Genomic DNA, 12,407 nt, shown 5'->3' with positions numbered 1-12,407 from the left:
ATGAGTTATCTGTCGTCTGGTGTCGTCGGTTCGCCGGCCGTTCCGGGTTTCTCTCCTGGCGCGGTGGGGACGTCCCCACGAGCGAGCGCCGTTTGACCGGTTCTGGCGATCTCGATGATCCCGAACTGTCTGAACGCGTCGAGCGCGTCGTCGATCGTCGACTCGTCGCCGGTCAACTGGACGGTGATCGTCCGCGGACCGGCATCGAGGGTTCGTCCGTCGTACATCTCCGTCACGGCGTGTACCTTGTCGGGGTCCTCACCACGGACTTTTAACAGCACGAGCTCGGTACACACCGCGTTCCCGGAGACCTCCCCGACCGAGATGACCGGTTTCAGCTTGGCCATCTGCTTTTCGATCTGGTCGATCCCGGGATCCGTCTCCTCGACGACCATCGTGATCCGCGAATGGCCGTCGACGGTCGTCGGCCCGACGGTGAGGCTCTCGATGTTGAACTGGCGTCGGGAGACGAGCCCGGACACGCGGGCCAACACGCCCGGCTCGTCCTCGACGAGCGCCGAGATGACCGCACGCCGCGGCTCGTATTCGGCCTCGACGACGGGGTCGATCCGGATCCCCTCGAGGTTTCGTCGGCCCTCGGGATGGGGACGCTCCTCGGGGGCCGGCGGGACCGCGTCGGCCCCCCCGCGTCCCGGGGTCGCGTCGGTCGCGTCGTCGGCGTTCCCGCTCATAGCTGGTCCTCCGTCATGGCGAACCGCCCGTTTGCGCCGCCGCTCGGCACCATCGGCAGGACGTTCTCCGCGGGGTCGACGTGGAAGTCGATCACCGCGGGGCCGTCGTACGAGAGCGCCTCCTCGATGGCGGGTGCGACCTCGTCGTAGTCGTCGACTCGGATACCCAGCGCGCCGAACGCCTCGGCGAGCTTGTCGAACTCCGGCATCCACGCGTAGTCGGACGCCATGTGTCGCCCCTCATAGAACGCGTCCTGCCACTGGCGGACCATGCCGATGTACTCGTTGTTGAGGACGGCGAAGGTAACGTTCATCTCCTCTCGGACCGCGACCGACAACTCCTGCATCGTCATCAGGAAGGAGCCGTCGCCGTCGAAACAGACCACGTCGCGATCGGGATCGCCCATGTCGTCGGCGGCGACCCGCGCGCCGAGCGCGGCGGGCACGCCGTAGCCCATCGTCCCGAGGCCGTGCGAGGAGACCCACGTCCGGGGCACGGTATAAGTCCAGTACTGGGAGGCCCACATCTGGTGTTGCCCGACACCGGTAGTGACGATGGTGTCGTCGTCGGTCGCCTCGTCGAACGCCTCGACGACGAACTGCGGCTTGAGCGGCTCGTCCTCGGGCGTCGCGTACGTCATCGGGTACGTCTCCTTCCACTCCTCACACTGCTCGCGCCACGCCGCGACGTCCGGCCCGTCGTTCACCGCCGCGATCAGTTGGTCGAGCACCGTCCCCGCATCGCCGATAAGCGGGTAGTCGGCGTGGACGTTCTTCGAGATCTCCGCCGGGTCGATATCGACGTGGACGACCTCCGCCTCGGGGGCAAAGGTGTCGATCCCGCCCGTGAGTCGGTCGTCGAACCGGGTGCCGACCGCGATCAGACAGTCGGTGTGGGTGATCGCCATGTTGGCGTAGCCCGTTCCGTGCATGCCAGCCCACGAGAGCGAGAGGTCATCGTCCTCCGGGAAACTGCCGATCCCGGGCATCGTGGTCGTCACGGGGATCTCATACGTGCGCGCGAACGTCCGCGCAGCATCGCTCGCTTCGGCTTTGATCACGCCGCCGCCGAACAGACAGAGCGGTCGGTCCGCGTTCTCGATCGCCCGGGCAGCCTCCGCAATCGCCTCGGGGTCGGCGCTCGGGTCTGGCTCCGTGCCGGCCGGCGCGTTCGCCGGTCCGGGTGTCTCCCCCGTCTCGGTTTGCGTCACGTCCTTCGGCAGATCGACGAGCGTCGGGCCCGGTCGCCCAACCCGTGCGAGCTCGAACGCCTCGCCGACGACGTCGCCCACGGCGTCCGCGTCGCCCGCGAAATAGTTGTGTTTCGTGATCGGTCGGGTAACGCCGACGGTGTCGGTCTCTTGGAACGCGTCGTTGCCGACGAACTCGGTCGGCACCTGGCCGGTGAGCGCGAGCATGGCGTCCGAGTCCATGTCGGCGTCGGCGATCCCGGTGACGAGGTTCGTCGCGCCCGGGCCCGATGTCGCGAGACAGATCCCGGGCTCGCCGGCGACGACGCCGTAGGCGTCGGCCGCATGGGCGGCACCCTGTTCGTGTGCCATCGTCACGTGGCGGATCGAGGAGCCGTAAAGGGCGTCGTAGACGGGCATGATCGCCCCGCCCTGAACGCCGAAGGCGGTCTTCGCGCCGGCCGCCTCGAGGGCGGCGACGACGGACTCCGCGCCGGTCGAGACCGGTGTCTCGATCGCTTCCCGATCCGCGTCGTCGGTCGCCTGCTTCGCGGCGGGCTCCGGGGCGTTCTCCCCGGGCTCCTCGGACTCTTCCTCTCGTGGCCGTGCTGCTGTGTCGCTCATGTTCGTGGTGGCGTATCGTGTGTGGTGTGATCGATCGATGGATGAACACCGGTCGATCGCTGGTCGATTGATGCGAACCGCGAACGGAACGGTCGGCCCGTCCGCTGGGGTTCGTCGGTACGTCGCGTCGGTGAGGAAAGGGGTATGTAGGGGGTTATACCCCTACAATAATTGCAGCGGCTCCGCGTACGACATCGGTCGTCCGGTCCGCGCGTAGCCGTCGCATCTCGTCCGAGGGAACGAATGCCACCTATAAATTCCTGTCGGGATCGGCTCCCGACAACGCGATCCGTCGGTGCCGATCGGGGTTCCGGCGATGGATCATCAGCGTTCCTCGGGGCGGCGACCGAACGCGGCCGCTCGCACCCCGGTTCCGACCCGACGGAGGTCATCAGATCCGAACCTCCTCCTCCTCGCGGTCGACGTTCGCCTCGCGGGCGAAGCGTTCGACGTCGCCGGCGGTCACCTGCCGCTTGCCCGCACCGTACTCCTTGATACGGCTGGTGAGCGCCCGAACCTCGCTTTCGGTCGGATCGAAGCCGGCCTCGACGAGGTGTTTCCGCACGCTGTGGGTGCCGGTGTGTTTGCCCAACACGAACTCGCGCTCCGCGCCGACCATCTCCGGGGTCATGACCCCCGGCTCGAACGTGTCGCTGTTTTCGATCACGCCCGCGGCGTGGATGCCCGACTCGTGGGCGAACGCGTTGCGCCCGGTGACGGGTTTGTTCGCCGGCACCGGGATGTCCGAAGCGTCCTCGACGATCCGCGCCAATTCGATGATCTGGGTCGTGTCGATGCCGGTGTCGACGCCGTAGACCGACTCGACGGCCATCACGACCTCCTCGTAGGCGGCGTTGCCGGCGCGCTCGCCGATCCCGTTGACCGACACCTGCGCCTGCTCCGCGCCGTTCTCGAAGCCCATGATCGCGTTCGCCGCGGCCATACCGAAGTCGTCGTGCGTGTGGACGTCCACGCGGGCGTCCGTCGCCTCCACGACCGCCTTCACCGTCTTCCCGAAGCTGGTCGGCATCCCGACGCCGCAGGTGTCGGGGATGTTGATCCAGTCGGTGCCGGCGTCGCTTACGGCCTCGACGATCTCGACCAAGTAGTCCGGGTCGGTCCGCGTGGCGTCCATCGGCGAGAACATGCACTCGACGCCGGCGTCTTTCACCTGCTCGACGGCGGCGACCGCCCGCTCCTTCGCCTCCTCGCGGGTGGCGTGCATGGAGTCTTCGAGTTGGACGTCGCTCGTGGAGACGAACACGTGGACCATCTCCACGCCCGAATCGATCGCCGCCTCGATGTCGCCCTCGACCACGCGGGCGAGCCCGCAGACGGTGGTGTCCGTCGCGGCGGCGATATCGCTCACGGCCTCGAACTCCGCATTCGAGTTGACCGGGAAGCCCGCCTCGATGACGTGCGTCCCCATGTCGTCCAGCTTGGCCGCTATGCGGCGTTTTTCATCATAACTGAACGACGTCCGTGGTGACTGTTCCCCGTCCCGCAGGGTCGTATCGAAGATCCGTACGGGACCAATGTCGATGTTAGAAGCTATCGTGCCCTGGAAGAACTCGATCCGCCGGGGTGTCCGACGAAGCCTCCGTGATGTCTGTCATCGCCTGTCACCAGTCCCTTGGGTGACTTAAAGCTATCGTCGTGTTCCGATCGGTCCCGCCGAACGTCAGTCCGAACCGACGCTCGAGGGACCAAAATCAGCGGACCTCAACGTCCTGATGTGTGTATATATGATTTATACACACACCTACGTCGAGGGCACAATCACGGATCGGTTTGTGATTCATATACCCACTGCACGCTCGTCTCACTGTCGAGCTTACTCACGCGCAGTTTCGATCGAACGTCCGACCGCAATCGGAAAACGCACCACCGAAGACCCATACGAACACCCGTCGATTCCGAGCTACAGCACGTCGACGGCGTCATCGACCGACATATGGCCGTCACGGACGGCCTCCAACACCTCACGGGTCCGGTCCGCCGCCGCGTCGTTGGCCGTCTCCCCCGGTTCATCCGCGCCGATCTCATCGAGCGTCACCCGACGTGTCTCGCCCACGAACTCCGCGAAGTCCTCCCCCTCGGCGATCGCCGTTTCCTTTTTTACCCGGTAGGAGCCCGCGTCCGTGGTATATAACTCGCCGGGGTGGAAGAAGTACCAGTCCTCCCGGTCGAACCGGACGCCGATCCGGGCCTTCGCGCCGAAGTTCCGCGCGAAAAACAACAGCGCCTCGACCTCCTCGCCGTCGAGATAGATCGGGTTGCCCGCGCTGGATTTGGCCTCGATGGCGTAGAACAGCTCGCCGTTGCCCGCGAGCACGTCCGGCAGCTCCCGCGTCGTCGCCGCGCCGCTCGCGGGCGCGCGCATCACCGCGAAGCCCGCCTCATCGAGCGCGTTGACCAGCTCACGCTCCCGGCGGTCGCCCTTGCGATTAGCGGCCATCGGTTACACCCGTTCGCGTCGATCGGCTCCCGCAGGTTCGATTCGTACCCGTGACGGTCATCATTCCCGATAACGCCGAGGGACACAAAAGGGACGCGGCCCGGCTGTGACGCCGGCGCGCCGGTACGCGTGTAATCCCGATCCGCCCCCTCCGCACCGACCGCCTCCTCCGCACCGACCGCCCCCTCCGCACCGTCTGTTTACTTGACACCGACTGCTTACTCGGCATCAACCCACTCAGTCGTCGCCGACTCTCACTCGACCTCGACGATCGCCTCACGATACGACTCGACCGCCTCCAACACCGCCTCCCGGTCGGCGTCCGCGACGTCGAACTCGGCGAGTGCGGCATCGAGATGCGACGCGATCGCGTCGTAGTCTTCATGGGTGATCCCCATCCCCGCATGGGCGCTTTGCATATCGTCGCCATCGTACTGAACCGGCCCACCGGCCACCGAACTGATAAACTGGGTCTGGTGGGCCCGTTGTTTCGTCATATCGGTATCCTCGAAATAGGGCGCGAGCGTATCGTCCGCCAGCACGCGATCATAGAACTCCGTCACGACCGCACCGATCGCCTCCTTGCCGCCCAGTCGGTCATACAACGTCGTCTCTGACATACTCAAAGCTCTCCGGCCGGACGGATGGTTCTTTCGCCGGGGGTCGACGCCCGACTCGCGGTCGGGAAAACGGGAGAAGCGCCGAGGGTGAGATTTGAACTCACGTGTCCGAATGGACAGCAGATTTCGAATCTGCCGCCTTGGCCGGGCTAGGCTACCTCGGCTCGGTTGAGCGTTCGCCGGTTTCGAGTTTATGGGTTTCGATCGGCGCCGATCGTACCGACCGGCGTTCATCGTCGTCGCCCGACGTCGATCGCCACCGCCCGGCATCGATCGCCATCTCCCGGCGTCGATCAACCGGATCGGCGGCCCGCAGCTCACGGCCCGCCTCGAACCGTTCGCCCCTCCCAGAGGACTCATGAGGGTCGCCCGGCTACCAAACAGCCATGAACGTCCCCGATGCGGCGGCCGCCTGCAGCCGGGTGATGGACGAGATCGGCGGGGCGGTGGTCACCGACCCCGAGTTCCTCGAACGGGTCACGCTCGGCATCCTCGCGCGTGGACACGTCCTGTTGGAGGACGTCCCCGGCACCGGAAAGACCCTCTCCGCCCGCTCCTTCGCGACCGCGCTCGGGCTCTCGTTCTCGCGGATCCAGTTCACCCCTGACCTGTTGCCCGCCGACGTCACTGGGACGAACGTCTTTGATGAGTCCGACGGCTCGTTTAGCTTCGCGCCCGGACCCATCTTCGCGAACGTCGTGCTCGCCGACGAGATCAACCGTGCGCCGCCGAAGACGCAGGCCGCGCTGTTGGAGGCGATGGAGGAGGGCCAGGTGACCGTCGACGGCGAGACGCACGACCTCCCGTCGCCCTTCTACGTCATCGCGACGCAGAACCCCGTCGAGAGCGAGGGCGCGTTCCCGCTTCCGGAGGCCCAACTCGACCGGTTTGCGATCAAGACCTCGATCGGCTACCCCGATGAGGACGGCGAGGTCGAGATCCTCCGGCGGCGCGCCGGCCGCGTCGACCGCGCGCCGACCGTGGAGCGCGTGCTCGATCCGGCGGCCGTCGATGACCTTCGGGCCGTCCCCGAAACCGTCCGCGTCGACGACGACCTGCTCCGCTACATGGCGGCCATCGTCCGCCGCACCCGGACGGACCGCCGCGTCGACGTCGGCGTCTCCCCACGCGGCACCCAGCGGCTCTTCGAGGCCGCCCGCGCCGCCGCCGTGATCGCGAACCGGGAGTTCGTCACGCCCGACGACGTAAAGCGGGTCGCTGAACCCGCGCTCGCACATCGCCTGGTGTTAACGCCGGATGCGACCGTCAACGACGTCGATAAGCGGGACGTGATCGCGACGGCGCTGGAGCGGGTGGCGGTGCCGACCGTGGATGACGCGGAGGCGACGGGCGGGGCGGGAGCGTAGTGGATCGACAGGTGATCGATTACCGCCGTACGAGACGGAATCGCCTATTCTCAACGCTGCGTCGATAGTAGTGGTATTCGCGGTGGTTCGTGATGGCCAGCAACGAGCCGGTCGGGATGGTAGACGGCGAACCCTCGGTACTGGCACCGGTCGACGCGAGGTGACCACCCAGCATGGAGGGGTGTTTATCATGAACCACACCAACCCACGCGTATGGCTGGTGTCGAACTGACCGAGGCGGGACTTATCATCGATCGGGAGCCGAACCGACTGGACGAGCTCGCGGCCGATTTTTCAGCGATCCTGTCACGGTTGGATATCGACCATGTCTTCGTCGCTGGATACGTGGCGATCCTGACCGGGCGGTCCCGCTCGACCGAGGACATCGACGTGTTCATCGAACGGTGTTCGGCGGCGCGGATCGACGATCTCGTCGACGAGTTGGAAACGGCGGGCTACTGGGGACCGGCGATGCCGCTTTCGGCGATGTACGACAATCTCGCCAGTGGAACGAACATCTGGGTGGCTCCTGAGGGGGAGATGACGCCACACGTGGAGGTGAAATTCCCGGGCGACGAGTTCGATGCTGCGTCACTTGAAAATCGGATCCCGGCACGCATCGGTGAGGACACCATCCCGATCGGACCCGTCGAGCTCCAAGTCGCGTACAAGCTCGCGCTCGGTGGGCGGACCGATCTCGAGGATGCGGCCCACCTGTACACCGTGCTTGGCGGAAGCCTTTCGACTGCGAAGCTCGAATCATGGGTACGAGCGTTGGACGTGGAGGATCGATATGACCGACTCACGAACCTCTGAAGACGCGACGAAGGGACCGAACGATCGCTTCGAGCGGCCGCCACGTTACGAGGCGGTGGTCCGCTGGGCGGAGTATATTAGGGACCACCCGCCGGAGGTGTGGGGCCCACAACAAAACGCGGTCGTGAACGGCCAGATCGAGAGCGCACAGGCGATCAACCTGCCAGCCGACGAGCGGAAGCGGGTTCGGTCGTTCGCGGACGACGTGTTGGGGACGGAGCATGAGGACGCCGCGAATGGGGAGCGGTAGAATAGATCGATCGCACAGTCTCGTATGATTGCTCTCGCCAACGACTTCGTAAGGCAGACAGCCACTTTTCAGGATCGTCCACGCCGCGGTCGTGATCGTGACGGTGCTGGAGCAGATGGCGGTGCCGACCGTGGATGAGCCGGAGGCGGCAGGCAAGACGGGGAGTAACCGGGATGATAAAGACACGAGCGCATACCCCCGTCTTTAGTCGGGGGTCAAGCGGACAATATCCTACACACCCATCGACGACGCCACGGCTGGATTTCCCACCGTTCTATCGGTAGTATTAAGACGCCGATAGACTATAGTGTGCAATACGGATGAAGACCACACGGCACGCGATCTACGACCTCAACTACCACATAGTGTGGTTGCCGAAGTCTAGCAGAACCGACGGTTCTGCGGACATCGCGGAACAGGGTTCCGCTCAGTACCGCCAGTCGGTACTCGTCAACGAGGTCGCTGACCGTGTGCGAGACATCCTCCACGAGATCGCCGACAACAAAGGAGTCGAAATCCTCGACCTCACCGTACAGCCCGACCACGTTCATCTGTTCGTCAGTAGTCCGCCGAAGAACGACCCGGCGCTACTCGCCAACTGGTTCAAGGGCATCTCCTCGCGCAAGTATAACCACCGATATGCCGACCACGACGGCGAGAAAATCAGATGGGCACGAGGATACTACGCAGGGACCGCCGGACACGTTTCGAGTGAGACTGTCGAGAACTACATCCAGCAACATAAGGAGGGGGATTCGTGACCGAACTCACGAAGACGCTCGAACTCAAACTTGTGGACCCGAACGCGCACAAACGGCGGAAACTCCGTGAGATGCGAGAAGCCTACCAGCACGCCCTTCAGGATGCGTTCGATGCCGGATGCACCACACAGACCGAAGCGAACGACGTGGTGATCAACTACGACCTGAGCGGTTACGCGAAGAACGCGCTCAAGAAGTACGTCCCGCAACTCACGACGACATACAACGCGGGCGAACTTCACGACGACCACCCTGTCCGATTCACCAACGAGGGGCTGCGGCTCGACCACAAACCCGAGAACGCCATCGAGTGGTACGTCAAAATCCCACACCATGAGGACTACGACCTCTGGATGCCAGCACAACCGAATCCCGAACAGCGGGGTTGGCTGGAAGCGTTGAACGCAGGAGACGCCACGATGGGCGAGAGCCGGCTGTTTGAGCGGGACGGGACGTGGTATCTCCACGTCACCGCCACTCGTGACGTGGAGGAATGCTCCGAGGTGCCCGCTGAAGAGCGGACGCCTATCGGAGTGGACATCGGGGAAGCGTCACTCGTCACGGTGTGTCACCGCGACGACCACGGGTCCCCGACCGCGCCCGAACTATGGGCTGACGAAGGCAAAACCGTTCGTCGGCTCCGCAAGACCTACTTCACCGCCAAGCGCCGACTTCAGAGGCGCGGAAGCGAGCGTATCGCGGAGTCCTTTGGGGACGACGTATGGAGACAGATAGACGACGTGTTCCACCGCGTCACCCGCGAAGTCGTGCAGTACGCTGAATCCGTCGAGAACCCCGTTCTTGTTCTGGAAGACCTGACGTACATACGGGAGTCGATGGACTATGGTGAGTTCATGAACCGGCGTCTCCACGGATGGGGGTTCGCCAAACTCCACGCGCAGATACGGTACAAGGCCGTCGAGAAGGGTATCCCCGTCGAGACGGTGAACCCGCGCAACACGTCGAAGGAGTGCCACGCTTGCGGTGAGGTAGGATACCGCCCACGACAGGCGACGTTCAAGTGTACGAACGACGCTTGCTGGATGGACGAGTACCAAGCGGACGTGAACGGCGCGATAAATATCGCAGATCGCTACCTCAGCGGAGAGAGCCGTCCAAGAGAACACACGGATGGCAATGACTCGGCTGAGGATGGGGGGCGTTTGACCGCCCCACAAGACGCCCAATCGGATGCTGAAACCCAGCAGGAGACGCTTGGGACGTATGCGTCTTGAAACCAGAGGGCCACACTCGGCCTGAAATCCCTTGGTGGGATTCCCGCGTCTTCAGGCGCGGGAGGAGGTCAATCCGATGCCACGACGTGCGGATCAAATCGCTCGACAACGCCGTCGAAGTCGTCGTCGAAGCTCAACACCCCGTCGATGTCGTGTCGTTCACACAGCGTGACGGTGCTCGCGTCGGTAAAACTGAGTCCCTGATCGTCGTAGCGTTCGAACGTCTCAACCGTTTCGATGAATCCTCCCTCGGATACGTACAGTAGTTCGTAGGTGCTTGGATACGGATCCGCTCCGCGGAGCCGCTTCCCAGCCTGCGTCGCCGTGGCCACCGATCCGGTGCGTTTGAGGGTGAGAGTCACCACCTCGTCGTAAATATAATCGGTAATGTAGGCCGCACCGAGCTCTCCCTTATAAACTGACTCAAGCGCTTCGCTCGCCGCTTCGTGCCGTGTTGCGTCCGTGTCGTAATCGGCGTATAACACCCCAGTATCGATGAGAACGGTCATCAGTACAGCACGTCGTCGATGTCGTCCTCGTCGGTCTCGACACCGGAACTGATCCGACCCTGCCGCATTGCCTCCTTCTCGGCCTCCGAAAGCGGCAGTGTCGAACTACGGAAGGAATCGATCACCTCCTTGCGGGAGTCGTATGCTTCGTCAATGAGTCGCGACAGGAGTTCCTGTTGGGTGACGCTCTCACCCGTTCGGAGCCTGATCTCCGCCTGTAGCTCCTCGAGGCGGGATTTCGCGTCTTCATCGACCTTGACTGCCGTCGCCATATATGTAGTTCCGTCGTTAACTAAGTAAACGTTTCTACCGCTCTCGGCTGGTTTTATATGAATTTGAACATAGTGCCGAGGTTTCAGTGCCAGTCACTCGCCGAGTGACTCCAGTTTCCGAACCACTTTCGTATATAGTTCAGGCGTGAGATACCATCCTGTCTCGATCATCTCATCTATGACCTCCCGTCCGACCCCAGTCTCGATGATACCCTTCTTGACGGCCATGAGTATCGGGAACGCCGTTCCTCTGGTTTCAATGCCCTCAACCACGGCGGCGCTGCATCCGGCCGCTTCGTCCAGGATCGCCACCGCCTCACGCGCGTCGGCGCACACCAGCACGTCGACATCGGCTTCGCTCAACCCAGGATGCCGAGCCAGTCCAGCGGCGACACGTGAATCGTCGCGCTCGACCGACACGACCTCGAAGATGCCGTCCTCAACAGCACGATCGATCCGGCGTGCGTCCTCGTACCCCCCCTGCATCCCCACGGTAACGACCTCGTCGTACACGGCCTCCGGGATTAGGTTCCGCCCATCGAGATCCGCAATCAGCCCGAGTCGGTCGACCTTCGCGAGGTATATGAGCGGGGTGGCGTCGAAGACGCGGATCACAGGTCCTCAAGGTCGGCTTCGAGGTGTGATCCCGAAACCCACGCGCGGTCGGCCTCCTCAACCAACCGGGCGAACTCCCAGACGGAGCAGTCGGCGAGTTCAGCGGCCGCGGTCAGGGAGCACTCGCCATCGGCGAATCGCTCGAGCGCCTGCTCGCGCCGCCACGTTTCGAGGCCTTCGGCGAGGAGCTTCCTGACGGCCGTGCTCCGATCGAGGCGCTCCGCATCGAGGTAGGCCTCGAGTTCGGCTTCGAGGTCCTCGGGGACACGCGTAGAGATGGTTCCCATGCTGTATACTATGTATAGGATGTATACAAGCGTTTTCCAACAGATAGTGATTTACGCTGGTGAGCAGTGGAAGTGCCAGATCCTTACGACCGATTCATCGGTGGATCAATATGACGTGAGAAAGCCAATTATGCGAGATTAAAGATCCTTTATGCCCACTCACTCTCGCCGGTAGTTACTCTGATCGTCCCACCAATTTCGTCTACGGGTTCATCGTTATCCTCGTCCCACTCAACAGGACGCGTATCGATCGCAACGCTGGCGCTGTAATTAGCGCTCCCCGCCGGAAGTCCGCCTACACTAGCTGTATTGGCCTCAGTGAGATCGGGGTCCTCGGGGTCGTCTATACTTCCGGATGCCTGGGCATAGATCCCGATTGCCTCATCCGAGAGGTCGTCATCCGGAATGAATTCCATCTGAGGGGTGAATCCTTCGTCGTCACCCCGGAGATTGGAGATACCGAACATGCCATCGAACAGGTACACCGCGTTGTTATTCACACCTTCACCAGTTCCCGCAGCTCGCCCCGCCGAGCATGAGGATGAGGTGTCGTCGTTTCATCGACCCGTGACTGCCGCGAGTTGATTCTCATCCGATCTTTCGGGCTTCATACCCCTAGTTATACACCGATTGAACCGGCGGTAGGGTGTGCCTGAAACGCCGATCGATCCCCGCGCCGTCCGGGATTTTGACCGTGAGGGGGCCACCGAG

General features: G+C 63.5%; 15 protein-coding genes and 1 tRNA gene. 5 read left to right on the top strand and 11 right to left on the bottom strand.

Going from position 1 to position 12,407, the window contains the following annotated elements:
* Positions 1-5: 5 nt before the first annotated feature.
* The 6 genes from ilvN to CHB65_RS09125 all read right to left on the bottom strand — a co-directional run bounded on the left by ilvN (position 6) and on the right by CHB65_RS09125 (position 5,748).
* Complete coding sequence (gene ilvN, locus CHB65_RS09150) at positions 6-692, bottom strand: acetolactate synthase small subunit (protein ID WP_089384756.1); 687 nt, start codon at positions 690-692, stop codon at positions 6-8.
* A complete protein-coding gene (ilvB, locus tag CHB65_RS09145; protein ID WP_089384755.1) occupies positions 689-2,506 on the bottom strand; it encodes a biosynthetic-type acetolactate synthase large subunit in 1,818 nt (605 codons plus the stop codon). The genes ilvN and ilvB overlap by 4 nt, the downstream gene beginning before the upstream one ends.
* A gap of 391 nt (positions 2,507-2,897) precedes the next feature.
* Complete coding sequence (locus CHB65_RS09140; protein WP_449404566.1) at positions 2,898-4,082, bottom strand: LeuA family protein; 1,185 nt, start codon at positions 4,080-4,082, stop codon at positions 2,898-2,900.
* A gap of 345 nt (positions 4,083-4,427) precedes the next feature.
* The gene (gene hjc, locus CHB65_RS09135; RefSeq protein WP_089384753.1) at positions 4,428-4,964 is read right to left on the bottom strand and encodes a Holliday junction resolvase Hjc; all 537 of its coding nucleotides are present in this window, start codon (positions 4,962-4,964) and stop codon (positions 4,428-4,430) included.
* Between the two features lie 254 nt (positions 4,965-5,218).
* Positions 5,219-5,584 carry a group I truncated hemoglobin gene (locus CHB65_RS09130; RefSeq protein ID WP_089384752.1) on the bottom strand — a complete coding sequence of 122 codons (366 nt, stop codon included), beginning with the start codon at positions 5,582-5,584 and terminating at the stop codon, positions 5,219-5,221.
* 79 nt (positions 5,585-5,663) lie between these two features.
* Positions 5,664-5,748, bottom strand: a tRNA-Ser gene (locus CHB65_RS09125).
* A 222-nt stretch (positions 5,749-5,970) separates the two neighbouring features.
* Here CHB65_RS09125 and CHB65_RS09120 point away from each other — a divergent pair.
* The 5 genes from CHB65_RS09120 (at position 5,971) to CHB65_RS09100 (ending at position 10,013) form a co-directional block, all read left to right on the top strand.
* Positions 5,971-6,951: an AAA family ATPase gene (locus tag CHB65_RS09120; RefSeq protein WP_089384751.1), complete on the top strand. Its 981-nt coding sequence runs from the start codon at positions 5,971-5,973 to the stop codon at positions 6,949-6,951.
* 213 nt (positions 6,952-7,164) lie between these two features.
* Positions 7,165-7,767: a hypothetical protein gene (locus CHB65_RS09115; RefSeq protein WP_089384750.1), complete on the top strand. Its 603-nt coding sequence runs from the start codon at positions 7,165-7,167 to the stop codon at positions 7,765-7,767.
* On the top strand, positions 7,745-8,017 hold the full coding sequence (locus tag CHB65_RS09110) for a hypothetical protein (protein ID WP_179213627.1): 273 nt from the start codon (positions 7,745-7,747) through the stop codon (positions 8,015-8,017). Before CHB65_RS09115 ends, CHB65_RS09110 begins: the two co-directional genes overlap by 23 nt.
* A gap of 320 nt (positions 8,018-8,337) precedes the next feature.
* Positions 8,338-8,778, top strand: a complete 441-nt coding sequence (gene tnpA / locus CHB65_RS09105; RefSeq protein ID WP_089384749.1) for an IS200/IS605 family transposase — start codon at positions 8,338-8,340, stop codon at positions 8,776-8,778.
* Positions 8,775-10,013: an RNA-guided endonuclease InsQ/TnpB family protein gene (locus tag CHB65_RS09100; RefSeq protein ID WP_089384748.1), complete on the top strand. Its 1,239-nt coding sequence runs from the start codon at positions 8,775-8,777 to the stop codon at positions 10,011-10,013. Before tnpA ends, CHB65_RS09100 begins: the two co-directional genes overlap by 4 nt.
* A gap of 68 nt (positions 10,014-10,081) precedes the next feature.
* Here the strand turns inward: CHB65_RS09100 and CHB65_RS09095 are convergent, their stop codons facing one another.
* The 5 genes from CHB65_RS09095 to CHB65_RS09075 all read right to left on the bottom strand — a co-directional run bounded on the left by CHB65_RS09095 (position 10,082) and on the right by CHB65_RS09075 (position 12,196).
* Entirely contained in the window at positions 10,082-10,522 is a 441-nt protein-coding gene (locus tag CHB65_RS09095; RefSeq protein ID WP_089384747.1) for a type II toxin-antitoxin system VapC family toxin, read from the bottom strand.
* Positions 10,522-10,794 carry a hypothetical protein gene (locus CHB65_RS09090; protein WP_089384746.1) on the bottom strand — a complete coding sequence of 91 codons (273 nt, stop codon included), beginning with the start codon at positions 10,792-10,794 and terminating at the stop codon, positions 10,522-10,524. The genes CHB65_RS09095 and CHB65_RS09090 overlap by 1 nt, the downstream gene beginning before the upstream one ends.
* Positions 10,795-10,887: 93 nt before the next feature.
* Positions 10,888-11,409, bottom strand: coding sequence for a DUF3368 domain-containing protein (locus CHB65_RS09085; RefSeq protein ID WP_179213626.1), 522 nt, complete (start codon positions 11,407-11,409; stop codon positions 10,888-10,890).
* Positions 11,406-11,696, bottom strand: a complete 291-nt coding sequence (locus tag CHB65_RS09080; protein WP_089384745.1) for a hypothetical protein — start codon at positions 11,694-11,696, stop codon at positions 11,406-11,408. The genes CHB65_RS09085 and CHB65_RS09080 overlap by 4 nt, the downstream gene beginning before the upstream one ends.
* Before the next feature lie 149 nt (positions 11,697-11,845).
* Positions 11,846-12,196: a hypothetical protein gene (locus CHB65_RS09075; protein ID WP_089384744.1), complete on the bottom strand. Its 351-nt coding sequence runs from the start codon at positions 12,194-12,196 to the stop codon at positions 11,846-11,848.
* Between the last annotated feature and the right edge of the window lie 211 nt (positions 12,197-12,407).

Origin of the sequence: Halorubrum vacuolatum, from assembly GCF_900188065.1 — an archaeon.
Classification (GTDB): Archaea; Halobacteriota; Halobacteria; order Halobacteriales; family Haloferacaceae; genus Halorubrum; species Halorubrum vacuolatum.
This window is presented reverse-complemented; position numbering and strand designations above follow the sequence as displayed.